This window comes from Kushneria sp. Sum13, assembly GCF_052692355.1.
The window spans coordinates 1324423-1349425 of record NZ_CP199847.1 but is presented as its reverse complement, the minus strand read 5'-3'; the positions used below and the strand labels follow the sequence as shown (position 1 = coordinate 1349425).

Below are 25003 nucleotides of genomic sequence, written 5' to 3'. Positions count from 1 at the left end.
CCTCCCGCGAACCATATGCAGCCGACGCAAGGTGCGCCGGCTGCCGCTGACTTTAGTCGGTAGACAGCAGTTCGAAGGTGTGCTGATCGATCATTTCAAGCGCCTTGCCACCGCCGCGCGCCACACAGGTCAGCGGGTCTTCGGCGATGATGACCGGCAGACCGGTCTCTTCGGCAATCAGCTTGTCGATATCACGCAGGAGACCGCCACCGCCGGTAATGACCAGACCGCGGTCGGCGATATCAGAGGCCAGCTCGGGCGGCGACTGCTCCAGCGCGCTCTTGACCACGGCCACGATCGAGGCAAGCGGCTCCTGCAGGGCGTCAAGAATCTCGTTGGAGTTCAGGGTGAAGCTGCGCGGAACGCCTTCGGCGAGGTTACGCCCCCGGACATCGATTTCACGCAATTCACCACCGGGCCAGGCACAGCCGATCTCTTCCTTGATGCGCTCGGCCGTGGCCTCGCCGATCAGGCTGCCGTAATGGCGACGCACATAGGCCGTGATGGCTTCGTCAAATCGGTCACCGCCCACACGCACGGATTCGGAGTAGACCACGCCGGACAGCGAAATGATCGCAATTTCGGTAGTACCGCCACCGATATCGACCACCATTGAACCGGTCGCCTCTTCGACCGGCAGGCCGGCGCCGATGGCAGCCGCCATCGGCTCCTCGATCAGAAAGACTTCACGGGCGCCCGCGCCTTCGGCAGACTCCTTGATGGCGCGGCGCTCGACCTGCGTTGACATGCAGGGAACGCACACCAGCACGCGAGGGCTGGGCGTCAAAAAGGTGCTTTGATGCACCTTTCGAATAAAATATTGCAGCATCTGTTCGGTGACGGTGAAGTCGGCGATGACGCCGTCCTTCATCGGACGAATGGCCGTGATGTTGCCGGGCGTACGCCCCAGCATCCGTTTGGCATCAAGGCCAACAGCGGCCACGCTTCTCATGCTGCCGGACTGGCGAATGGCCACGACCGAGGGTTCATCAAGCACGATACCGCGACCACGTACATAAATCAGAGTATTGGCCGTTCCCAGATCGATCGACAGATCACTGGAAAACAACCCCCGTAAACGTTTAAACATGAAAGTCTTTCACCTGGGCCAGACCGGAACTTGTGCGGATGCAAACGGTATCATCGCCGTCATGATGCGGCAAGCAGCCCGCCTGCCATGCTGTCGCTGCTTATGATACCTTCTTCCTACAATGTGGCCTCCCTTCTTTTTGTTGGTTTTATGCAGCCCGATCAGAAGTCGGACGTCACGCTTTTGCAATTCAACCCTGCATTGTTCAAAGGTAGAACCGCCATGGCTATTGAACACGCCAATGTTCTGCGCGCAGCGCATCTGGCCCGTCTGGGCGTGAGTGATGCCCAGGCGGAACGCTATGTCGATGATCTGTCTCGCATTCTCGAGATGGTAGACCGGCTTTCCGAGATCGACACCGACGGTGTCGCACCGCTGTCTCACCCGCTGGATGCCACCCAGCCACTGCGCGCCGACGAGGCAATCGAAGCCGACCGCCGCGACACCTTCCAGAAGATCGCCCCGGCCACGGCAGATGGCCTTTATCTGGTGCCGCGCGTGGTTGAGTGATTGACTGACGCCCCCTGAGCGGCCTGACATGCGACAGATCAGAGACACTGCCCCAACCACGGGCAGCCAAGGAGTAACAAGCCCACATGCATGACAAGACACTTGCCGAACTGGCCCGCGGCCTGGCTGCCGGTGACTTTTCCAGTCGTGAACTGACGAGTTCGCTGCTTGAGCGCATCAAGCGCCATGACCCCGCACTTAACAGCTTTATCACTGTCACCGGCGAGCAGGCCCTCAAGGAGGCCGAGGCTGCCGATGCCCTGCGTCACAAGGGCGAGGCCGGCATTCTCAGCGGCCTGCCACTGGCCTACAAGGACATTTTCTGCACTGAGGGCGTACGCACCAGTGCCGGCTCGAAGATGCTGGACAACTTCATCGCCCCCTACAACGCTACCGTGGTGGAAAAGCTTCGCCACGCCGGTACGGTCAGCCTTGGCAAGACCAACATGGACGAGTTCGCCATGGGCTCGTCCAACGAAAACAGCTATTACGGCCCGGTCAAAAACCCCTGGAACCCGACACTGGTCCCCGGTGGCTCATCGGGCGGCAGTGCAGCAGCCGTCGCCGCCGGCCTCGTTCCGGCAGCACTGGGCACCGATACCGGCGGTTCAATCCGTCAGCCGGCGGCCTTTTGCGGCATTACCGGTCTCAAGCCGACCTACGGGCGTGTCTCGCGCTACGGCATGATCGCCTACGCCTCGAGTCTTGATCAGGCAGGTCCCATGGCCCGTACGGCCGAAGACTGTGCGATGCTGATGAATGCCATGGCCGGTCATGACGCGCGTGACTCCACCAGCGTGTCACGCAACGTGCCCGATTACACCCTGGGGCTGGACAAGCCGCTCAACGGCCTCAAGATCGGTCTGCCGGTTGAATACTTCGGTGAAGGTCTGGCGCCCGAAGTCGAGACAGCAGTGCGCGAAGCGGTTCGGGTCTATGAATCCCTGGGTGCCCAGGTCATCGATGTCAGCCTGCCGCATACCAGCATGGCGATTCCGGCCTACTACGTCATTGCCCCGGCCGAGGCCTCCGCGAACCTGTCACGCTATGATGGCGTGCGCTTTGGGCACCGCTGCGAAGACCCGGTCGATCTCGAAGACCTCTACAAGCGTACCCGCGCCGAAGGCTTCGGGGACGAGGTCAAGCGCCGCATCCTGATCGGCACACACACCCTCTCCGAAGGCTTTTTCGATGCCTACTACCGCAAGGCACAGCAGATTCGCCGCCTGATCCGTCAGGACTTCCTCGACGCCTTTGCCCGTGTGGATGTGCTCATGGGACCGGCTGCGCCGACGACGGCGTTTGAGCTGGGGTCCAGGGCCGACCCGGTGCAGATGTATCTGCAGGATATCTACACCATCGCCATCAACCTGGCCGGCATCCCGGGTATCAGCGTACCTGCCGGTCTGGTCGACAATCGCCCGGTCGGTCTTCAGATTCTGGGACCGCATTTCGGTGAAGCCCACCTTCTTAACGTGGCGCACGTCTTTCAGCAGGCCACGGACTGGCATCAGCGCCGGCCCGAGATCAAGGAGTAACAACATGCAGTGGGAAGTCGTGATCGGGCTTGAAGTCCACGTGCAGCTTTCGACCTGCTCGAAAATCTTTTCCGGCGCCTCGACCGCCTTCGGCGCCGAGCCCAACACCCAGGCCTGTGGTATCGACCTCGGACTGCCGGGCACGCTGCCTGTGCTCAACGAAAATGCTGTCGCCATGGCGGTACGCTTTGGCCTGGCCATCAACGCCGAGATTCCCGAATACTCGGTGTTCGAGCGCAAGAACTATTTCTATCCGGACCTGCCCAAGGGCTATCAGACCAGCCAGATGGCCCATCCGGTGGTCGGCCGCGGCGAAGTCGACATCACCCTGGGCGACGGTACGGTCAAGACCGTGCGCATCCATCATGCCCATCTGGAAGAAGATGCCGGCAAGTCGCTGCACGAAGACTACAGCGGCATGACCGGCATCGACCTGAACCGGGCCGGCACGCCGCTTCTGGAGATTGTTTCCGAGCCTGACATGCATAGTGCCGAGGAAGCGTCGGCCTATATTCGCGCCATTCACGCCATCGTGACCTATCTGGGCATCTCGGATGGCAACATGGCTGAAGGCTCGATGCGCTGCGACGTCAACGTCTCTCTGCGCCCGAAGGGCCAGGAAAAGCTGGGCACCCGTGCCGAGATCAAAAACGTCAACTCCTTTCGCTTCGTCGAGCGCGCCATTGCGTTCGAGATCGAGCGTCAGAGCGAGATTCTCGAAGACGGTGGCGTCGTCGTTCAGGAAACCCGGCTCTACAACCCGGATCTGGATGAAACCCGCTCGATGCGGACCAAGGAGGAAGCCAACGACTACCGTTACTTCCCCTGCCCTGACCTGCTGCCCCTGATGCTCGATGAGGCCTATATCGAACATCAGCGTTCGCTGCTGCCGGAACTGCCGAGCGAAAAGCGTCAGCGCTTTGTCGAATCGCTCGGCCTTTCGACCTACGATGCGGACGTCATGACAGGCTCGCGAGCGCTGGCCGAATATTTCGAAGCCGTTCAACAACACTGCGGCGATGCCAAGCTGGCCGCCAACTGGGTTCAGGGCGACCTGTTGGGTCGACTCAATCGTGACGGCCTGGACATTACCGAAAGCCCGGTCAGCGCCGAGCAGCTGGGTGGCCTTTTGCTGCGCATCAGCGATGACACCATCAACGGCAAGGCGGCCAAGCAGGTCTTTGCGGATCTGTGGGAGTGCAAGGGCGAAACGGCTGACGACATCATCGAGTCCCGCGGCCTCAGGCAGGTTACCGATACCGGTGCCATCGAATCCCTGTGTGATCAGGTGATTGCCGATAACCCGGTACAGGTCACCCAGTACCGCGAAGCCAGTGAGGACAAGCGCGGCAAGATGATCGGCTTTTTTGTCGGCCAGGTCATGAAGGCCTCCCGCGGCACGGCCAACCCGCCGCAGGTCAACGCCATGCTCACGGAAAAGCTCGACGCCCTGCTGTAACACCGGACTGTCAGCCACCAAAAGGGGCGCCTTCTGGCGCCCCTTTTTAATGTCCACTCTTTATGCGTCCTGTTTCGTGCGCCCTGTTTTACGGGAATTTTGCCACCGCATCCCCAGTGCCATTCGAACAGGAAATTATTCCTCGATCGGTGGGGTTGGCAGAATGCACAGGTCATGCACTTCCACGTGTCTGGGCTGGGTCAGTGCAAAAATCACGGATCGGGCAATGTCATCCGGCGTCAGGGCATTGTCCTGAGGCTCATCGAAAAAGGGCGTATCCACCACACCCGGCTCGATCAGCGTGACACGTATGCCACTGCCCTTCACTTCCTCGCGCAGGTTATAGGCCATGCTTTGCACAGCGCTTTTGGTGGCGCCGTAAAAGGAACCCGGCATGACACGGCGCCCGGCAACGGACCCCGTGATCAGCACATGCCCCCGGCTTTTTTTAAGCTCGGCCATGGCCGCGCGGACCGTCAGCGCTGGCCCCAGCACGTTGGTCAAAAGCACCTCGCGCCACTCTTCCGGGTCGCTGCCGCTGTAGCCGCGCCCTTCAAGACCACGACCGGCATTGGCAAAGACAGCGTCCAGCGTCCCGAAACGCTCGACCACCGCAGCCACCAGCTGTTCCTGCGCCTCCCAGGACTGCACATTGCAGGTAAAAGCAGCCGCCTGTACGCCGTATTCCTGCTCAAGCGTTTCGGCCAGCGTTTCAAGACGTTTGGTACTGCGCGCGGCCAGTGCGATGTTATAGCCGGCCTGCGCCGCATGGCGGGCGCTGGCTTCACCGATCCCGGTCGATGCACCTGTAATCAAAAGCGTTGGGTTGGCCATTGCTGTCTCCTGTGCGCCCGGATCCACGTGACCCGACCATCATTGATGTGCACTGAGCCTGGCAAGTCGGCTCCGCCTGCGCCACCCAGGCACGGTGCCGGCCATGCGCTGCAAACTGAAGGCTGCCCGACGACCATGAACGACGACCATGACAGCCACTGTGCTTTTCAGCTATCCTGGAGTCACCCTTTTTATTGCCTTGAATCAATCAATGACCTGACGCTGGTCTTCGAACCGTCAGGTGACCATAACAATGGATGTCGGCCGCAATCGCGCGTCAGACAAGGAGAAATTCATGACCGGCCTGACGTCTCCGATCGTCGAACGGCAGCCCGTAGAGGACTCCCCGTACGCCTCTCTCAATCACGACATTTACGCCACTCTGACACAGGCACTCAAAAATGAGGGCCGGCAGGGCATGATTCGTGAGGCCATCAACCACCACCTTGCCGTGGCGGGCGGCTATCTGCGTGCCCGCCTGGGCTATCACACCGGCCGGGCCCTGGGGCTGCCCCATGAGTCCGCGCTGATCTGTGCCTGCATCAGCGAGCTTTTGCACAACGCCTCGCTCATCCACGATGACGTGCTCGATCATGACAGCATGCGTCGCGGCCAGAAAAGCGTCTGGAATGTCTGGAACGAAGGGGTGGCCATCTGTCTGGGGGATCTGTTCATCTCGGCGGCCTATGGCCTGATGGCAGGGCTTTCTACTCATGCGTCAAGGCTGCCGGCCCTGCTGTCCTGCGTGCACCATCATGTGCAAACCACCATTTATGGTCAGGCCGAGTGCTTCAGCCTGGCAATGACACCCGAGCCCGACTTCGAGCAGTGCAGTCAGGCCGCCTGCGGCAAGTCCGGCCCGCTCTTTGCCCTGGCGCTTGAGGCACCCTTGCTGCTGACCGGCCATGATGGCGCGCTCGACAATGCGCGACAGGCGGCCCTGACGTTTGCCACGATCTACCAGCTCATTGACGATATCGAGGATTTTGACAGCGACATGACCGATCAACAGCAAGGGGCCTGCAACATGCTTCACGCGTTGGGCAGCCGTGGGGATAGCGCCCCCATGGCTTCGGCGCTGGATTACGGCCGCCACCACCTGAGCCGTACCCGCCATCTGGCGAGCACCCTGCCCGAAGGCAGTGGCCAGGCGCTGATTGAAGAAGCCCATCGACTCGAGGAGAAGCTGATGAGCGTGACGGGTGAGCGCTCATGAGCCAGGCACTGGTCATCGGCGGCGGTTTTGGCGGCATGGCTGCCGCCCTGCGGGCACGTAAAAAGGGTTATGACGTCACGCTGATCGAGCGATGCGCGTCGCTGGGCGGACGGGCCCAGGTCTTTACCGATCAGGGCTTTCGCTTTGATGCCGGCCCCACGGTCATCACCGCGCCCTTCATGTTCGAGGAGCTCTTCGCGCTTTTCGGCAAGCGGCTGGAAGACTATGTCGAGATGGTCGCGCTCGACATCTGGTATCAGTTTTATTTCCAGGACGGGCGCACCTTTGATTACGGCACTGACATGTCGGCAACGCTTGCCAGCATTCGCCGCTTCAACGAGCGCGACGTTCAGGGCTATCAGAACCTTCTGAAAACCTCGAAGGAGATCTTCGAGATCGGCTTCGAACAGCTTGCCGACCGCCCCTTTCATCAGTTCTCCACCATGGCCGCGCAGATTCCGGCCCTTTTGCGACTGAAAAGCTATCGATCGGTATGGCAGATGGTCTGTGCCCACATCGAGGATGACAGCCTGCGTCAGGCCTTTTCGATTCCACCGCTGCTGGTGGGCGGCAATCCTTTTCGCACGACCAGCATCTACGGCCTGATCCCCTGGCTTGAGCGCAAGTGGGGCGTGCACTTTCCCATGGGCGGTACCGGCGCGCTGGTGGCGGCGCTGGAAAAGCTGATGCGCGATGTGGGCATCACCATCGAGACCGGCACCACCATCAAGCGCATCCTGAGCGAGCATGGGCGTGCCAACGGCGTGGAACTTGAAAGCGGTGAGAAGCTGCCGGCCAACGTGGTCATCAGCAACGCCGATGCGGCGCATCTGTATACCAACATGGTGGACCAGGTCTCGACCAGCGCGAAACTCAAGCTGGCCGGCGCCAAATATTCGATGGGCCTTTTCGTACTCTATGTCGGTACCAACCGGCAGTTTCCCCAGACCGAGCACCACACCATCTGGATGGGACAGCGCTATCGCGAACTGCTGGAAGATATTTTCGAACACCGCGTACTGGCCAACGACTTCTCGCTCTACGCCCATCGCCCGACCGCGACCGACCCCTCCTTTGCACCGCCCGGCTGTGATTCCTTCTACATTCTCGCCCCGGTGCCGAACCTGCAGGGCGACGTGGACTGGTCACGCGAAGGCGACAAGCTCGGCGATGCCATCATCGATGCGCTCGATCGCACCACGATGCCGGGCTTTCGCGAATCGATCGTCACCCGTTTTCACATGACCCCGAAGGACTTCAGCGAGCGCTATCTGTCGATGCATGGCACCGGCTTTTCGATTGCGCCCATTTTCCGCCAGTCGGCGTGGTTTCGCTTTCACAACAAGAGCGAAGTGCTGGAAAACCTGTATCTGACCGGCGCCGGCACGCATCCGGGGGCGGGCCTGCCGGGCGTGCTGTCCAGCGCCAAAGTGGTGGATCACCTGCTGCCGGGCGCCGACGCATGACGCAGGCTGCCCAGCACGCCAGTGCCGAAGCCATTCTGGCGCGACACGGCAAGTCGTTTCGCTTTGCCAGCTACTTCATGGAGCGTGACGACGCCCACGATGCGGCGCTTCTATACATGGTCTGTCGCGAGCTGGACGACCTGGCCGATCAGGACATGCCCACCGAGGCCGAAAACGAAAGTGCCCATGCGCGTCTGATGACCGTTCGTCGCGAGCTTTTGGCCGGCAGTGGTCATGACCCGCTCACTCATGTGCTGATCGATCTTCAAACGCGGCGCGGACTCGATACCCGTGCGGCCGTGGCGCTAATTGACGCCCTGATCAGCGATGTCGAGCGCCCGGCCCTGATTCAGAATGAGCGTGAGCTGATGCGCTACTGCTATGGCGTGGCCGGGGCCGTGGGCGTTTTGATGTGCCCGGTGGTGGGCGCCGATGACAGTGCCATCCCTCACGGCATTGATCTGGGTCTGGCCATGCAGATGACCAATATCGCCCGCGATGTGCGAGAAGACGCCGACATGGGGCGTCGCTACCTGCCGGCCGACTGGATCGATCAGTTAACGCCCGAGGAAATCGCTCGCGCCGACAGTGATCAACGTGAGCGGATTGCCCACGCCATAGACCGGCTATTGACCCGAGCCGAGGCCTACTATGCCAGTGCCGCCGATGGTTTTGATCGCATCCCGGGCAAGAACCGACGTGCCATTGCGGTTGCCGCCGATGTCTATCGCGCCATTGGCTTTCGCCTGCGTCGAGAAAGGCTGGCCTGGTGGCAGGGCCGCGTGCATGTGCCGCTGACCGGCAAGGTGTGGCTGGCCACGCGCCGACTGAGCGGCCGTGGCGCCATTGTGGGCAGCAGGCTTGATGCCCATGACGCCGAACTTCATCGCCATATTGCCGACCTGCCCGGCGCCCACGGCCCGGAAATGCATGAACAGGGCTGAGCCGTTTGATCTCGTGATTCTCGGCGGCGGCTGCGCCGGGCTGAGTCTTGCCTATCGACTGGCTCAGCATGACGATGCGCCGCGCACACTGATCATCGACCCGCGCATTGAGTACACCAATGACCGCACATGGTGTGGCTGGCCGGTCACCGCTCATCCCTTTCAGGGCGATGTGCGTGCGCGCTGGCATACCTTGACGCTGCACACTGCTCAGGCCAGCACCACCGTTGAAAGTCGGCGCTACCCCTATGAAATGCTCGAAGCCGAGCGCTTTTACACGCGTACGCTGACCGCCATTGATGACCATTCGTCCATCTCAAGGGTTCAGGCGCGCGCACTCGACGTCGAGGATCGTGAGGAAGGCGTGATCGTGACGCTGGATAACGGCGAGACGGTTCAGGCCCGCTTTGGCGTGGATACCCGCCCTCACCCGAAGCCGCTGGCGTCCCCCTGGCTATGGCAGGACTTTGCCGGCATTAACGTGCAGGCTGACAGGATGCCCAGGCACGCCGAACTGATGGATTTTCGCGTCGGTGAGAATCCGCAGGACGGCATCGATTTTCTCTATGTGCTGCCCTACGGCCCGGATCAGGCCCTGTTTGAATGGACGCGCTTTGGCCGCCCGCCGACCAGCCCGACCACCCTTGAGCAGAGGCTTGAAGCTCACCTCAACGAGCGCTTTGGCAGGGGACACTGGCAGGCCCTTCGTCGTGAAACCGGTACGCTGCCCATGGCCCCGCCGACACGCGCCAATGGCCGCTCGATGGTCGTGACGGGTGCCTACGGCGGCGCCATGCGCGCCGCTACCGGCTACGCCTTTCACGCCATCCAGCGCTGGGCCGATCAATGTGCCAAAGCGCTACTTGCCGGCCAGCCGCCGGTGGGCGCACGACCCGGGCGGATACTGCCGCAGCTGGATCGCATCTTTATGAGCACGCTGGCACGTCACCCTGAACGCGCCCCCGAATTCTACCGCCTGCTGTTTGAGAAAGCCCCTACCGACCGGCTGATTCGCTTTTTGAGCGGTGTCCCCAGCGTGCGCGACACTTTATCGGTGATGAACGCTCTTCCCTGGGCGCCGCTGATCGGGAGTACGTTGCGCTGTGCCCTGCCTGAGCGGGCATGATTTATCCTGAATCCGCTCAGAGCGGCGCTGCAATTCCTGCCTCGCTTGCGTAGTATCACCTGATATTCCCAGTCCCTTCCGAGCCGCTTGATCATGACCGACCGCCCCACCGCTGGCGCCCTTGAAGCGTTCCAGTTTCTGGAAACCCATCCCGAAATCACCCAGATCGATGTATTGATCAGCGACCTCAATGGCGTCTTTCGCGGCAAGCGCATTCCGCGCTCAAGCCTTGAAGAGGCCTATAGCAGCGGCGTCAATCTGCCGGCTTCCATCTTTGCCCTCGACATCACCGGCAACACCGTTGAAGAAACGGGACTCGGACTCGACAGCGGTGATGGCGATCGTGCCTGCCTGCCGATTCCCGGCACGCTGGTGCCGGTCTCCTGGCATCAGCGCGCGCCCACCGCGCAGCTTTTGATGACGATGATGGAACCCGACGGCAGCGGCTGGCATGCCGACCCGCGCCAGGTGCTGGCGCGGGTGCTTGAGGGCTTTACCCGTCAGGGGCTGACGCCGGTGATTGCCATCGAGCAGGAGTTCTATCTGCTGGATGCCGAGCGCAACGACCGCGGCCAGCCTCAGCCGCCACGCTCGCCGCTGACCGGTGAGCGCGCACGCTCAAGCCAGCTCTACTCGATCAGTGAACTAGATGAATACGCCGATTTTATTGATGCCATCCACGAGGCCTGCGCCCAGCAGGGTCTGCCGCTGGATACGGCGCTCAAGGAGTGCGCGCCGGGGCAGTTCGAGATCAACCTGCGCCACCGCAGTGATGCGCTGCGCGCCTGTGATGACGCCGTGATGTTAAAGCGTGCCATCAAGGGCGTGGCGCAGCAGCAGGGGTTCGAGGCGACCTTCATGGCCAAACCGTGGGGCAATGAAGCCGGCAGCGGCACCCATGTGCATATCAGCCTGCTGGATGAGCAGGGCCGCAACGTGTTTGCCGCCGAGGATAAAAATCCCATGGGCAGTGCAGCACTGCATCAAGCGATTGCCGGGGTGCTGGCGCTGATGCCTGAATCGATGGCCGTCTGTGCGCCCAACCTCAACGCCTTTCGTCGCTTCCAGCCCGGGCTTTACGTGCCCATGACGCCCTCCTGGGGGCTGGATAATCGCTCGGTGGCGGTACGCATCCCTTCCGGCCCGACGGCTGCCACGCGCCTGGAGCATCGTGTGGCCGGTGCAGACGTCAATGTCTATCTGCTGTGTGCGGTGCTGCTGGCATCCATGGCCCACGGGCTTGATGAACAGCTGACACCGCCGCAGCCGATCGAGGGCAACGCCTATACCCAGCTTGACGCCACCCTGCCCGATTCCTGGGGCGTGGCACTGGAGCTGTGGATGGAAAGTGATGTGCTTGGCGAGCGGCTAGGGCGTGGCTTTCAGCATATCTACTATGCCAATCGTCAGGCCGAGCGCGCCCTGGCGCAGCGCACCGTCAGCGCACTGGAATATGACTGGTATCTGCGTCTGGTCTAGGCATTGATCGGCCATCGGCCGCCCCTGCCCACCGCGCGTGCAGGGGCGAGAAAATGCCAATGAGGTTTAAATGCGCATGATTCGCTCAAGCGTGCTGTCCTTCTCGGTCGCCATGACGACAGGCGCCGCGATCTGGGCGCTGTCACCGTTGATGAGTGGCTACACGGAACCCTGGGATGGCGGCCTGTACTACAGCGTGGCCCTGGTGCTGGCCGGCGCCGTGTCAGCACTTGTGACGTCCGGTCCCCTATCGGCTCTCCATGCCGGCTGTCTCACCGGGCAGATCCTTTTTGCAATGACGTTGCTGCCGATCGAGCCGCTGTTTGTCGTGGGTATCGGATTTCTGCTGGCATGGTCGCTTCTGTTTCTCGCCAGTGCCTGGCTTTGTCTTGTCGTCTTCCCCATGCTTATCCGCGCCTTCAGGCAACGCTTTTAGCCCAGCCGCAGCAATGCCACTCCGCACAGAATGATCACCCCGGCCACCAGCCGCTGACGGCTCAGGCGCTCGCCCAGAAAGAGCGCCGAAATCGCGAGCGCGAACAGCACGCTGGATTCACGCAGCGCCGCCACCAGTGCGATCGGCGCCTGACTCATCGCCCAGATGGTCGCTCCGTAGGCGGCCATCGACATTGCCCCACCCAACAGCCCGACACGGTAATGCCCCGCAATGGCCGCCAGCGTCTGACGCCCGCGCATGGCCCATAGTAAAAGCCCCATGCACAGCCCATTGAGCGCAAAAAGCCAGAACACATAGCCAATGGCATCATGGTTGGCACGGGCACCCAGCCCGTCACTGAGCGTATAGGAGGCGATGAAGGCAGACGTCACGAGGGCACTGGTCAGTCCGGCGCGCGGCAGATTTGTGCTGCCGGCGCCGCGCACGGCCATCCACCAGATACCGCCTGTCAGCAGCATTACTCCAACATAGCCGGTCAGTGAGGGCTGATCCCCCAGTACCATCAGCCCGACCAGCGCCACAATCAAGGGTGCTGACCCTCGCGCGATGGGATATACCTGCCCGAAATCGCCGCTGGCATAGGCCCGCGCCAGAAACACGTTATAGCCCACATGCAAAACGGCCGAGAGCAGAAGCCAGGGCCAGGCCGCTGCAACAGGAACGCTGACGGTGGGCAGCATGACCAGCGCCAGAATGCCCGCACCCACCTGGATCAGCGTGACCGCCAGCAGCCGATCAAGCCCCACGCGCACCAGCGCGTTCCAGCCGGCGTGCAGTGCGGCAGCGCACAGGACAATGGCAAAAACGTGTGCGCTCACCGGCCTGAACCACCGGTGTGACATGGCGTCGCCATCACATGCCCAACCGGTCGCGCAGCGCGTAGTACCAGGCTCCCATGGCGGAAAACGGCACGGCAAAGCGTCGCCCTCCGGGGAACGGCAGGTGACGGATATTGGCAAAGGCGTCAAAGCGCGCACTGTCGCCCCTGATGATCTCTCCTACCAGCCGTCCAGCCAGATGCGAGGCAGTCACCCCGTGGCCCGAGTAGCCCTGAGCGTAATAGACATTGTGATTGAGACGGCCGAACTGCGGCAGCCGGTTGAGCGTGAGCAGGAAGTTGCCGCTCCAGGCGTAATCGATCTTTACTTTCTCGAGTTCCGGAAAGGTCTTTAAAAGCTTGGGTCGAATCGCACCCTCGATGCTGGCCGGATCGCGCCCACCGTAGGTCACACCGCCCCCGTAGATCAAACGGCGCTCGGCGGAGAGCCGGTAGTAGTCGAGCAGATAGTTGCTGTCCTCGACGGCGCGGTCGGTAGGCAAAATTCGTTTCGCGGTAGCCTCATCGAGCACTTCGGTGGCGATCACCTGCGTGCCACAAGGCATGGAGCGGTCGGCCAGTTCAGGGACGATATCGCCCAGATAGGCATTGCCGGCGATGACAGCGCGATCGGCCTCGACCACCCCGCCGGCGGTATGAATCTTTACCCGTTCGCCGTGCTCAAGACGCGTCATGGGCGAGTGCTCGAAAATCACGCCGCCCAGCGATTCAAACGCTGCCGCCTGCCCCAGCACCAGATTGAGCGGATGCAGATGCCCGCCGGAGTAATCCAGTAGCGCGCCGGTATAGCGCGCGCTGCCGATCTCGCGGCGATAGGCCTCGCCTTCCAGCAGCTCCAGTTCCTGATGGCCGTACTTCTCCCACAGTGTCTTGTGGTGCTTGAGCGAGGCCAGCTGCCTGTCGTTGCAGGCAGCAAAGAGGTTGCCGTTTTTGAGATCGCACTGAATGGCATACTGCTCGATACGCTCGCGGATAATGCGATTGCCTTCGAATGCCATATCGCCGAGCGCCCGAGCCGATGTTTCACCAAAGCGCGCCTCGATCATGTCCATGTCGCGGCTGTAGCTGTTGACGATCTGGCCGCCGTTGCGACCGCTGGCCCCAAAGCCCACACGCTGCGCCTCGAGTACCACCACGCGAAAGCCCTGTTCGGCCAAATGCAGGGCGCTGGAGATGCCGGTAAAGCCAGCCCCCACCACGCAGACATCCACGTGCTGATGACCGACCAGTGCCGGTCGGTCCGGCGCAGCGTGCATGGTGGCGGCGTAGAGCGAACGGGCGTGGCCGTCGCGGCAGGTCGATGCAGAATCAGGCTGGGTCATGAAGTTTTACCGTACATCACGGCCCGAGGTGTCGGGCCGTTGTGGTTTAGCGACTGCGCATTTCATTGTTGAGCTGCGAAAGCGTGCCGAGCTGGGTCTTGTCGATCAGGGGGACAAACACCAGTCGGCGCTTCTCCTCGTCACTCAGCCTTGACGGCGGCTTTTTCAGGGCATCATCAAGCTGATCGAGCGCGGCCTGATTGGGCGTGGCGTAAAAGGTGTAGTTGCTGATGCGCGCCGCCACATCAGGTCGCAGGGTATAGGCAATGAAGGCCTGCGCCAGTGCCGGATGCGGCGCCCGCTTCGGAATCACCAGGGTATCGATACCCCGCTGGGAGCCCTCCTCGGGCACGAAAAAGCGCAGATGGCCGTAGGTCTCCGGGTCTTCAGCCTGACGCCAGGCCAGATCGCCGTTATAGGTCATGCCGATGGCGCTGACACCGCGCACGATCTGATCAATGGTGGCGGTACTGTCGGTAAAGCCAATGAAGTTCTGACGATGTTTGGTCGCCATCAAGCGCCTCGCGCTCTCTACCCACTGCGCCTTTTGCGTACAGTCAAAGCCGTAGCCCAGCGAGGCGCAGGCGGCGCCGAACAGGACCTGTGGGTCACCGCCCAGCAGGGTAAAGGGCGCCCTTGCGTTCACGTCAGGATCAAACAGCGCCGACCAGCTGCGCGGCACGTCATCGAGTACCCGGCTGTCATAGACGATGCCGGTCACGCCCCACTGATAAGGCACGCTATAGCGATTGCCCGGATCATAGGCAGGATCCTGAAACTCGGGCAGCAGGTGTTCAAGCCCCGGCAGCTGCGCATGATCGAGCGGCTGAATAAGATCTGCCTTGATCAGCCGTGGCACGAAGTAGTCGGTCGGCACCACCACATCGTACTGGGCATCGCCGCCGCTGCGCAGCTTGGTAAACATCTCGGCGTTGGAGGTAAAAAAGTTCTGCACGATATGAACATTGTGCTCGCGCTCAAAGTCCTCCAATACGCCGGGCGGCATGTACTCTGTCCAGTTGAAAAGATAGAGCGTCTGCGCCGGCTTCTCTGCCGCCCCCGCCGGCAGGCTCGCCCCCGTCAACAGGCTCGCCACCACCACCAGCGCACCGGCGCGCCATCGCCATGCTCGTGTCATTGCACGTCCCTTTCATGATTCATTTGTTGTTGTGTCCTGCCGATGGCATGCCCGGGCAGCCTTTTATACCCGCAGCAGCAGATGCTCGCGCTCCCAGGAGCTGATCACCCGATAATAGGCCAGATGCTCGGCCCGCTTGACCGCCAGATAGCTTTTGACAAAGCGCTCACCGAGCACATCCGCCAGCGCGTCACAGCCGTCCAGAGCATCAAGGGCCGGGCCGACATCGTTGGGCAGCGCAATACCGCCGGTCCAGGCCGTGCCGGTCAGCGGCGGGCGGGCCTGCAACCGGCTCATCATGCCCAGATAGCCGCAGGCCAGCGAGGCCGCCATCACCAAGTAGGGATTGGCATCAGCACCCGGTACGCGGTTTTCAATCCGCGTGGCTTCGGCATTTCCGACCGGCACCCGCAGTCCCACGGTGCGATTGTCATAGCCCCACTCCACATTGGTCGGCGCCGAGCCGCCATGTTCACTGGGCATCAGTCGCCGCCACGAGTTGATGTTGGGCGCAAACAGCGGCATGGCCGCAGGCATATAGGTCTGCAGCCCGCCGATGTAGTTCATGAACAGGTCGCTGGGCTGGCCGTTGTCTCCGGCAAACAGGTTCTCCCCGCTTTCGGCATCCACCAGGCTCTGGTGCAGGTGCATGGCGCTGCCCGGCTCGTTGGCCATCGGTTTGGCCATGAAGGTGGCGTACATGCCGTGGCGCAGCGCCGTTTCACGCAGGGTGCGCTTGAAAATCACCACCTGGTCGGCCAGATAAAGCGGATCACCGTGCTGGAAGTTGACCTCCATCTGCCCGGCGCCTTCTTCGTGAATGAGGGTGTCGATGTCGAGCTGCTGTGCCTCGCAGTAGTCGTACATCTCCTCGAACAGGGGGTCGAATTCGTTGACCGCATCGATGGAAAACGACTGACGCCCGCTTTCCTGACGCCCGGAGCGGCCGATCGGCGGCTCCAGCGGATAGTCCGGGTCGGTGTTGGTCTTGACCAGATAGAACTCGACTTCCGGCGCCATGACCGGCTTCCAGCCACGCGCCTCATAAAGGGCCAGCACCCGCTTCAGGACGTGGCGCGGCGCGATCTCGACCGGCTCACCATTCATGTAATAGCAGTCATGAATGATCTGGGCGGTCGGATCTTCCGCCCAGGGCACCAGATAGGCGGCGGCCGGGTCGGCAATCAGCTGCATGTCGAGTTCCGCCGAGTTCCAGAAGCGCAGGGCCTCGTCGTCGGGATAGCCCCCGGTCACCGACTGGATAAAGATCGAATCCGGCAGACGCGGCCGGCCGCCGTTGAGGTACTTGCCGGCCGGCATGATCTTGCCCTTGAGAATGCCGGTCAGATCGCTGACCAGACACTCCACCTCGGTGATGCGATGCTCTTCAAACCAGTCCGTCAGTACCACCGGACAATGCTTTAGCGTCATGTCGGCCTCCCCAGCCGAGCCTGATCAAACGCACGAAAAGGCTGACCACCCGATGGCAGACAGCCGGTCACGTGCCTTAGCGTGACTGCACTTCATTCCAGAGCTGCTGATAGCGCTGCAGATCCTTGCCGGATAGCGTCGGGGTAAACTTCAGCCGCGCCATGTCCTCATCATTGGGCAGCGACGGCGGCTGCTGAAGCACTTCATCAAGATGCTCGACTGCCGCCTGATTGGGCGTGGAATAAAACGTGTAGTTGGACAGCTGTGCCCCCACCTCGGCATCCAGAATGAAATTGATGAACTTGTGGGCCAGTTCCGGATGCGGCGCGCGTGCCGGAATTGCCATGGAGTCCACCCATAGCTCGGAGCCCTCTTTTGGAATCATGAACTCGGTATTGGCATAGCCTTCCGCATCGTCGTGTTTGTACTGCAGGTAATCGCCGTTGTAGGTGACGCCCAGCGCGTTGACCCCGCGTGAGACCTGGCCCAGTACCGGCGTGGAGTCGGTAAATCCGGTGAAGTTGGACCGATGCTTGGTCTTGAGCATCAGTTTGGCCGCATTAACCATGTCTTCCTGCGCGGTGCAGTTATAGGGCTTACCCAGAAACGCACAGGCCGCGCCGAACATGACCTGACCGTCCTTGAGCATCGAAAACGGCTGGCTGGTGTTGACCGAATCATCAAAGAGTATCGACCAGCTCGGTTTGGCGTCCGGAAAGGTTTTGGTATTGACGATCAGCCCGGTCGAGCCCCACAGATAGGCCGCGGTGTACTGGTTATCCGGGTCATAGGGCGGGTTGACAAAGCGCGCCATCAGATTGGACATGTTGGGCAGCTGTGACTTGTCCAGCGGCTGCAACAGCCCCGCCTCGATCATGCGTGGCACGAAATAGTTCGAGGGCACCACGATGTCATACTGCGACACCCCACCAGCCTGCAGCTTGGAAAACATCTCGCCCAGCGAGCCGTAGTAGTTCTGCACGACTTCAACATCGTACTTCTTCTCGAACGCCTCGATGATCGCCGGATCCATATAGTCGGTCCAGTTGAATACGTAGAGACGATCAGCCGCACTGGCCGTGCCGGAAAACATGACGGCGGCAATGGCACCGGCCAGCAGTGCCGGGCGGGGTGAGAAAAGAGTCATTGGCAGGTTCCCTTGAATGATCGTGATATGACGTTTTCTTATGAGACCGCCGCGGCGCTTACGCGCGGCGACGGTTGAACAGCAGGCTTAATACGGCCACCAGCGCCACCGAAGCAATCATCAGCGTGGCAATGGCATTGATCTCCGGGGAGATGCCGCGACGAATGGCGCCCCAGATATAGATCGGCAGCGTCGCGCTTTCCGGTCCCGCCGTAAAGAAGCTGATGACGAAATCATCCACCGACAGCGTAAACGACAGGAAAAAGGCCGATAACAGTGCCGGTTTCAACGTGGGCAGAATGAAATGCAGCATCCGCTGCCAGGGGCTGGCATAAAGATCCTTGGCGGCATCAAAAAGCGTGGCATCCAGTCCCACAAAGCGGGAATAGACAATCAGCGCCACAAACGGAATCTGGAAGGTGACATGAGCAATGACCATGGTCCCGAGCCCGGGTGACAACAGCCCGGTGAGGCGATGGATCTGCACGAAAAACGCCATGTCGGCGATACCGAACACGATGTCGGGCATTACGATCGGCAGGTAAATCAGCACGATCAAAAGCCCGAGCCGGCGAGCCCGATGCTTGTAAAGCCCGTAACCGATCATCGCACCCAGAATGACGGCGATAATCGAGGAGATGACTGCCAGCAGCAGCGTATGGCCGATGGCACCGATGACCACATCGTTGTGAAGCAGTCTCTCGTACCAGCGCAGCGAAAAGCCGCCCCAGCGCGCCGAGGTGTTGATGCTGTTAAAGGAAAACATCATCACCACCAGCAGCGGCGCATAGAGAAAGGTCAGCGTCAGCCACCAGAAAACGGCGAGCCCTTTCTTGAATCCCCGGTTTTGCATGCCGCTCTCCTAAATCACCATCTCGGTGCCACCGCCCAGGCGGCGCCCCATGCGACGCAGTATCACCAGCCCCAGCAGGGTGGCCAGAAGCATCAACAGCGCCCCGGCCGCGCCCAGTGGCCAGTTGGCCGCCTCACCGAACTGGCTCGCCACCAGATTGCCCAGCATCTGCGAGCGCCCGCCACCCAGAAGCTCCGGGATCACGTACATGCCAAAGGCCGGAATGGCGACCAGCACGGAACCTGCCAGCAGCCCCGGCAGGGTCTGAGGGAGTACGGCTACGAAAAAGGTCCGCAGGGGTGAGGCATACAGATCGCGCGCCGCCTCGATCTGGGCGTGATCGAGCTTCTCGAACGCGGCATACAGCGGCAGCACCATAAAGGGCAGGAAGTTGTAGACCAGCCCCAGCGTGACGGCAAAATCGGACGGAAACAGGCCCATGTTGGGGGCGATCAGGCCCATGTTTTCAGCCAGCGTTGACAGGGGCGTGCCCGGCGACAGCAGGTTCATCCAGCCAAAGGCGCGAATGACCTGGTTGGTCCAGGACGGCACCACCACCGCCAGCAGCATGATCGCGCGCAGCCGTGGCCGACACATGGAGATATACCAGGCCACCGGGTAGGCGACCAGTATCACCAGCCCCAGCGAGATGACGGACTGAAAGATCGAACGCCACAGCGTATAGAGATTGCCCGGGCTCCAGCCCAGAAAGCCAAAGCCTGCCAGGTTGCGAAAGGCATCCAGCGTCAATGGCATCTGCGGCTGGCCGAAACCGCCGTTGGTCATGAAGGCCACCGACATCAGATAGGCACTGGGCAGCACCAGAAAGACGAATATCCACAGCGCCCCCGGCAACACACTCAGCAAAAGATGACGGGTTTCCCGGCGACGCCGACGCCGCCAGACCACATCCACCTGACTCATGCGCCCTCCTCGTCATCACTCAACATGATGACGTCTTCCGGATAGATCTCGACTTTTACCTCATCACCGACCCGAAAGAGACGATCCCCGGTATTGGAGATTTCAGCAATCAGCTCACTGTGCTGCTCGCCGTTTTGATGAGACAGGCGATATTCGACATTGCTGCCGCGATAAAAGCGCTCCACCACCCGGCACATGAGCGTATTGAGCCGCTTGCCCGGCTCCACGCTCGGCGCGCCGGGCGAGGTCAGCTCCAGGGTTTCCGGACGAATCAGGGCTACCGTACCCTCATGTTTATCCTCGGTTTCCAGCGCGCCGATGGGCGTTTGGACCGTCACGCCCTCTCTGGCCGAGATCGAAAAGAGATTGTCATGTCCCATGAAGCGCGCCACGAACAGATTGGCCGGTCGCTCATAGACCTCCTGCGGCGTGCCGATCTGCTGGATGATGCCATCGCTCAAGACAGCGATACGGTCACTCATGACCATCGCCTCTTCCTGATCATGGGTGACAAACACGAACGTCATGCCCAGCCGTTTCTGGGTACGCAACAGTTCGACCTGCAGCTGACTGCGAAGCCCGGCATCCAGCGCCGAGAGCGGCTCATCGAGCAGCAGCACATCCGGCTCGCAGATCAGCGCACGGGCCAGCGCGATACGCTGGCGCTGCCCGCCGGAGAGCTGATCGACCCGACGGTCGACCAGTGATCCCAGCTTGATGAACTCAGCGATCTCGACCACCTTCTGCTCGCGCTCGGCACGCGCCATGCCACGCATTTTCAGGCCAAAGGCGATGTTGTCGCGTACCGACAGATGCGGAAACAGCGCATAGGACTGGAAGACCGTATTGACGCTGCGCTTGTGGGGCGGCGTGTCGGTGACATCAACCCCACCGATGGAAAGCGAGCCACCGCTGGGCTCATCCAGGCCGGCCAGCATCCGCAACAACGTGGTCTTGCCACAGCCGGACGGCCCCAGCAGGGTGAAGAATTCGCCGGCGCGAATATCAAGATCCACGCTTTCCAGCGCCACCACCCCACCCGGGTACTCCTTGCGAATGCCTTTCAGGGAAATGGAAGACGCCTCACGCGCCGCACTGGCCTCGCTACCCGTGGTGCTCTCGACTGCTGAAAATGGCCCGCCGGGTGCGGCGGTCGGTGAGCGTTCTGCCATCGAACAGGATCCCCTTGCGTATGAAGACACCGCCGGTGCGATGCCTGAACATGAAAATGGTGGAATAGCGCTCTGAACTTCAGAGGCGATCCCTTAATCGGTAGAAGGTGGTCGCCAGCACCAGCAGCGGCGTTCGAAGCCGGCGCCCTCCGGGAAAATCAAGATGTTTCATGGTGGCCAGCAGATCAAGGCGCTCGCTCTGTCCGGCCACGGCCTCGGCCATGAGCTGTCCGGCAAGCCCTGCCAGTGCCATGCCATGGCCCGAATAGCCCTGCACAAAAAGGATGTTGTGATCGAGCCGGCCAAAATGCGGCGCACGGCTGCGGGTAATCGCCACCCGGCCGCCCCAGCGATAATCAACGCTTACCCCCTCCAGCACCGGGAAGAGTTCACGCATTTTGCGCTGCATGGTCGCGATCAGCTGGCGCGGCTCGCGGCCACTGTAGCTGACCTGCCCACCATAGAGTAAACGGTGCCCCTGGGTGAGACGATAGTAGTCCAGCACAAAATTGGCATCCGAGACAGCGTCACGCCGTGGCAGGGTCTGCGCCACCTGAATCTCCGACAATGGCCCGGTGGCAATGATGTAGTTCACCACCGGCATGATCTTGCGCTCGATCTCCGGCACCAGACCGCCCAGATAGGCATTGCCGGCGATCAGCAGATGATCACAGTCGATCTGTCCCTGCGACGTTGTCACCCGGACGATTTTTCCACGTGCGATATCGGTCACCCGGCTGTGCTCGAAAATTACAGCCCCGGCGTTTTGAGCAGCGCGTGCCAGCCCCAGCGTGTAATTGAGCGGATGCAGGTGCCCGGCTTCTCGCTCATAAAGTCCGCCGAGATAGGCATCGGTGACCACATGGCGCTTCAGGACGTCACCTTCCAGCCACTCAAGGCCGTCATAGTCGTAGCTTGTGGCCATCTCGTCACGCCAGGCCTTCATGGCCCGCTCGTGACGTGGCTTGATTGCGGCATGTACGTAACCCCGGGAATACTCGCAGTCGATGTCGTGACGTTCGATCAACGACTCGGTCAGCCGCACGGCTTCGCGACTCATCGCCCAGATCTCGCGGGCCGCCTGATGCCCAAGCGACTTTTCGATCACCGACAGCTCGGTGCCCAGCCCGGGCAAAATCTGCCCGCCGCTGCGCCCCGAAGCGCCCGCCCCGATCTCACCGGCTTCCAGCAGTGCGACCCGATAGCCCCGTTCGGCCAGATGCAGTGCCGCGCTGCACCCGGTCACGCCACCGCCGATGATCGCCACATCAAAACGCTGCGCACCGCTTAAAGGCGCCGTGTCTTCCAGCGTCAAATTACGGGAGTGGGCATACCAGGAGTGCTCGCTCATCGGGACAACTCATCAAGGCATATGAAAAAAGTATTATGGTGGGAAAATGCGACAGTCGGCCATGAATCAAAGAAATTTTTTAATCGCTTCGCGACATTGACGGCCACCGAGGCCCCCAGCGCTTCCAATAGCCGTCTACAGTCTACTTCTGACAAACGCGCCTATGACCCACAGTCAGATTGTGCTGCTCAGCCGACAGAGCAGCAAAGGGCTGGAGCTCGATATCGTTATTCCTGGCGGGATCGGACGAAGGTGTTAGCCCGAAGTGGCGCCGAGATTCCGACTCAGACTTTTTATCGAAGGTGGAAAGGCCCTTCTGAGCAGTCCCGCAGCCGCTCAGGAGCTTTAGCGCCTCAAGGGCCTGATAGCTGCCGATCATGCCCACCAGTGGTGCAATCACGCCGCTTTCAGCGCAGGTCAGCGAGTCTTCATCGGCACTGTCACCGTAGAGACAGGCATAGCAGGGCGCAGCGGGGTCACGAACATCGAAGACAGCGAGCTGCCCCGAAAAACGAATGGCCGCGCCGGAGACCAGCGGCGTACCGGCCGCCACACAGGCGCGGTTGATGGCGTCCCGGGAATCAAACCGGTCCGTGCAGTCAAGCACGACATCGGCGCGAGTTACGGCGTGCTGCAACGCCTCGCCCTGCAGCCGCTCTGTAATGACCCGCGTCTGGCAGTGGCTGTTGATCGCACTTACGCTCTCGGCGGCTGACTGCGCCTTGAAGCGGTCGATATCCGCCTCGCCATGGGCAATCTGGCGCTGCAGGTTGGAAAGATCGACCCGGTCATCATCGGCCAGCGTGAGCGACCCCACGCCGGCGGCGGCCAGATACAGCGCGGCCGGTGACCCCAGCCCTCCCAGCCCGATAATCAACACATGGCCTTCCATGATCCGGACCTGGCCGTCGTAATCAAGCTCACTCAGCATGATCTGGCGGCTATAGCGCAAAAGCTGGTCGTCGTTCATGAGCCCTCCTGCCTGAGAGAATCCGATAACGGCGATGGCCATTGCCCCAGACTGACGCGCTCGCGCCCGCCAAGGTCCTGACAGGTGCTGACGCCGCCATAACCGGCATCAAGCAGTGCCGCTCTCACCTCCTGGCCCTGCTGATGGCCGTGTTCCAGCAGCAGCCAGCCATCAGGCGCCAGAAAGTGGCGCGCGGTATCGATCAGATGCAGCAGTTCAGCGTGCTCGACCAGTCGATTACCTGCCAGATAATTGGATGTCAACGTACCGAGGCTGTGTCCTGTCAAAGCTCCGCCAAAACCTTGATCCATTAAATAAGCCCGAACGGAAGTATCAGGCAACCCTTGATATCCAAGCGCGCTATCGATCAAGTTAAATGGTACTCCCGGTAGGTCACTATCCATAAACCCACGGGCTCCCTTGGAATCTGTCAGCGTAAATTCTTGGTCGTTCGACTTGTAACGATTGCCAATTCCGGGCAGTTGGTCGCCTGCTATCGAACCGGCCATCAATATCCAGTTCAGCTCCTCAGCATTCAGGTCCACACCTTTGGCCAGCTTCTCGGCAAGGCGACCATACATCTTCTGCATGACCACACCGCCAACCACCTTTCCAGCATCCAGCAAAGCACCTTGCGAGATCTGTTGCCCGAGGTCGGTTGCCTTGTTCAAGGGATTGCCGTAATAGGTACCCGCCGCCAGATAATTGGCAAGGCCACCCGTTATCGCGCCATGCAGCGCGGGGTCTTGCCAATCCTGCCCCTGACTCGCCGCCCCGGCAGCAGCACCGACTGCCCCAGCGATGGCCCCTGAAAGGGCCGCATTGGCCCAGCCGGAGGCGGCGGCGGTGGTGCCAGCCGCCCATACCGAGGTCGCCGTAGTCGCGGTAGCCGCTGTCGTAGTTCCTGATAGCATTCCTATCGCCGAACTGGCGGCACCAGACGTCGCAGCAGCTGCGATAATGGCCACGGCCATACCCACAGCGGGACTCACGCACGACTGTTTATAATCCCAGCTGTCGTGAATCTCCTTCACCTGACGCCAGTCGACATCGCCCTGCGCTTCGGCCTGTTTGAGCCAGGCAAGCTTCGGCTCGGCGGCGACCATGGCATCAATGGTCTGACTGACGCTTTGCTGATCAATGTCGCGAACGTCAATATTGACGCGGTTGGCCGCATTGATCGCCAGCTGTCCCTGAGCGATCAGCTCGCTCTGGCGCAGGGTCTCATCAGTCGTACCCTTGCCCTTCGCCGACTGCCACGCCCAGTTGCTCTTGCTCTTCTCATGGGACTCGCTGTGAGTGTCCATTGCCCCGGCAAAGGTGATGTCACCGCCGCTGGACAGGGTCAGGTTGTCGCCTGCGTCCAGACGCGCCTTCTGATAGACCTGGTCGTTGCCGCTGACAATGGTGAGATCGCCACCGCTGTCTACCGTGGTGCCGACGGCGCGGGTATCGGTGACCTCGTCACGCTTCATCTTCTTGCTGCTGACCAGTCCGCCGCTCTTTTTCTTCTTCTGATAGAAGTGGTAATCCTGATCGTTGGCGGCGATCAGCTCAACATCGTTGCCGCCGACCAGATACGCCTGATCCCCTGCCTTGAGCTGGCTCGCCTGAGCGGTCAGGTCATTGTCGGCCACGAGGGTCAGAGTATTGCCGGCGGTGAGCTGACTGCCCTGCTGCCGGGTCGTCGTGTTGACCACGTCCTTTTTGGTACGCGAGGAGCGGTAGTGCAGCTCGT

Annotated in this window: 22 protein-coding genes; 9 read left to right on the top strand and 13 right to left on the bottom strand. The window is 61.2% G+C overall.

Features of this window, described 5'->3' with window-relative positions:
* Window positions 1–52: 52 nt before the first annotated feature.
* Window positions 53–1090 carry a rod shape-determining protein gene (locus ACUN8C_RS06325; protein ID WP_086623148.1) on the bottom strand — a complete coding sequence of 346 codons (1038 nt, stop codon included), beginning with the start codon at window positions 1088–1090 and terminating at the stop codon, window positions 53–55.
* Window positions 1091–1312: 222 nt separating this feature from the next.
* Here ACUN8C_RS06325 and gatC point away from each other — a divergent pair, with 222 nt between their 5' ends.
* From gatC to gatB, 3 genes are all read left to right on the top strand, one after another.
* A complete protein-coding gene (gatC, locus tag ACUN8C_RS06320; RefSeq protein WP_086901930.1) occupies window positions 1313–1600 on the top strand; it encodes an Asp-tRNA(Asn)/Glu-tRNA(Gln) amidotransferase subunit GatC in 288 nt (95 codons plus the stop codon).
* A gap of 86 nt (window positions 1601–1686) precedes the next feature.
* A complete protein-coding gene (gene gatA, locus ACUN8C_RS06315) occupies window positions 1687–3138 on the top strand; it encodes an Asp-tRNA(Asn)/Glu-tRNA(Gln) amidotransferase subunit GatA (RefSeq protein ID WP_445621410.1) in 1452 nt (483 codons plus the stop codon).
* A 4-nt stretch (window positions 3139–3142) separates the two neighbouring features.
* Window positions 3143–4597 (top strand): Asp-tRNA(Asn)/Glu-tRNA(Gln) amidotransferase subunit GatB, encoded by a 1455-nt coding sequence (gatB, locus tag ACUN8C_RS06310; RefSeq protein ID WP_445621409.1) that lies wholly within the window; start codon window positions 3143–3145, stop codon window positions 4595–4597.
* Window positions 4598–4732: 135 nt separating this feature from the next.
* Here gatB and ACUN8C_RS06305 read toward each other — a convergent pair whose 3' ends face one another.
* Window positions 4733–5431 (bottom strand): SDR family oxidoreductase, encoded by a 699-nt coding sequence (locus ACUN8C_RS06305; protein ID WP_445621408.1) that lies wholly within the window; start codon window positions 5429–5431, stop codon window positions 4733–4735.
* A 295-nt stretch (window positions 5432–5726) separates the two neighbouring features.
* On the opposite strand from ACUN8C_RS06305, the gene ACUN8C_RS06300 reads away from it, so the two are divergent.
* The 6 genes from ACUN8C_RS06300 to ACUN8C_RS06275 all read left to right on the top strand — a co-directional run bounded on the left by ACUN8C_RS06300 (window position 5727) and on the right by ACUN8C_RS06275 (window position 12098).
* Window positions 5727–6647 (top strand): polyprenyl synthetase family protein, encoded by a 921-nt coding sequence (locus ACUN8C_RS06300; RefSeq protein WP_445621407.1) that lies wholly within the window; start codon window positions 5727–5729, stop codon window positions 6645–6647.
* Entirely contained in the window at window positions 6644–8113 is a 1470-nt protein-coding gene (gene crtI / locus ACUN8C_RS06295; protein ID WP_445621406.1) for a phytoene desaturase family protein, read from the top strand. The genes ACUN8C_RS06300 and crtI overlap by 4 nt, the downstream gene beginning before the upstream one ends.
* Window positions 8110–9057, top strand: a complete 948-nt coding sequence (locus ACUN8C_RS06290) for a phytoene/squalene synthase family protein (RefSeq protein WP_445621405.1) — start codon at window positions 8110–8112, stop codon at window positions 9055–9057. The genes crtI and ACUN8C_RS06290 overlap by 4 nt, the downstream gene beginning before the upstream one ends.
* Complete coding sequence (locus ACUN8C_RS06285) at window positions 9044–10183, top strand: lycopene cyclase family protein (RefSeq protein WP_445621404.1); 1140 nt, start codon at window positions 9044–9046, stop codon at window positions 10181–10183. The genes ACUN8C_RS06290 and ACUN8C_RS06285 overlap by 14 nt, the downstream gene beginning before the upstream one ends.
* Before the next feature lie 93 nt (window positions 10184–10276).
* Window positions 10277–11662, top strand: coding sequence for a glutamine synthetase family protein (locus ACUN8C_RS06280; RefSeq protein WP_445621403.1), 1386 nt, complete (start codon window positions 10277–10279; stop codon window positions 11660–11662).
* Window positions 11663–11732: 70 nt separating this feature from the next.
* A complete protein-coding gene (locus tag ACUN8C_RS06275; protein ID WP_445621402.1) occupies window positions 11733–12098 on the top strand; it encodes a hypothetical protein in 366 nt (121 codons plus the stop codon).
* Here ACUN8C_RS06275 and ACUN8C_RS06270 read toward each other — a convergent pair.
* The 11 genes from ACUN8C_RS06270 to ACUN8C_RS06220 form a co-directional block, all read right to left on the bottom strand.
* Window positions 12095–12937, bottom strand: coding sequence for an EamA family transporter (locus ACUN8C_RS06270; protein WP_445621401.1), 843 nt, complete (start codon window positions 12935–12937; stop codon window positions 12095–12097). The genes ACUN8C_RS06275 and ACUN8C_RS06270 overlap by 4 nt on opposite strands.
* 34 nt (window positions 12938–12971) lie before the next feature.
* A complete protein-coding gene (locus ACUN8C_RS06265; protein ID WP_445621400.1) occupies window positions 12972–14279 on the bottom strand; it encodes an NAD(P)/FAD-dependent oxidoreductase in 1308 nt (435 codons plus the stop codon).
* Between the two features lie 46 nt (window positions 14280–14325).
* Window positions 14326–15417: a polyamine ABC transporter substrate-binding protein gene (locus tag ACUN8C_RS06260; RefSeq protein WP_445621399.1), complete on the bottom strand. Its 1092-nt coding sequence runs from the start codon at window positions 15415–15417 to the stop codon at window positions 14326–14328.
* Between the two features lie 63 nt (window positions 15418–15480).
* Window positions 15481–16848 carry a glutamine synthetase family protein gene (locus tag ACUN8C_RS06255; protein ID WP_445621398.1) on the bottom strand — a complete coding sequence of 456 codons (1368 nt, stop codon included), beginning with the start codon at window positions 16846–16848 and terminating at the stop codon, window positions 15481–15483.
* Window positions 16849–16924: 76 nt separating this feature from the next.
* Window positions 16925–17995, bottom strand: coding sequence for an ABC transporter substrate-binding protein (locus ACUN8C_RS06250; protein WP_445621397.1), 1071 nt, complete (start codon window positions 17993–17995; stop codon window positions 16925–16927).
* Window positions 17996–18053: 58 nt separating this feature from the next.
* A complete protein-coding gene (locus ACUN8C_RS06245; protein WP_445621396.1) occupies window positions 18054–18848 on the bottom strand; it encodes an ABC transporter permease in 795 nt (264 codons plus the stop codon).
* 9 nt (window positions 18849–18857) lie between these two features.
* Complete coding sequence (locus tag ACUN8C_RS06240) at window positions 18858–19772, bottom strand: ABC transporter permease (protein WP_445621395.1); 915 nt, start codon at window positions 19770–19772, stop codon at window positions 18858–18860.
* Window positions 19769–20944, bottom strand: a complete 1176-nt coding sequence (locus ACUN8C_RS06235) for an ABC transporter ATP-binding protein (protein ID WP_445621394.1) — start codon at window positions 20942–20944, stop codon at window positions 19769–19771. Before ACUN8C_RS06235 ends, ACUN8C_RS06240 begins: the two co-directional genes overlap by 4 nt.
* A gap of 79 nt (window positions 20945–21023) precedes the next feature.
* A complete protein-coding gene (locus ACUN8C_RS06230) occupies window positions 21024–22295 on the bottom strand; it encodes an NAD(P)/FAD-dependent oxidoreductase (protein WP_445621393.1) in 1272 nt (423 codons plus the stop codon).
* Between the two features lie 142 nt (window positions 22296–22437).
* The gene (locus ACUN8C_RS06225) at window positions 22438–23265 is read right to left on the bottom strand and encodes a HesA/MoeB/ThiF family protein (RefSeq protein ID WP_445621392.1); all 828 of its coding nucleotides are present in this window, start codon (window positions 23263–23265) and stop codon (window positions 22438–22440) included.
* A complete protein-coding gene (locus tag ACUN8C_RS06220; protein WP_445621834.1) occupies window positions 23262–24998 on the bottom strand; it encodes a hemagglutinin repeat-containing protein in 1737 nt (578 codons plus the stop codon). The genes ACUN8C_RS06225 and ACUN8C_RS06220 overlap by 4 nt, the downstream gene beginning before the upstream one ends.
* Between the last annotated feature and the right edge of the window lie 5 nt (window positions 24999–25003).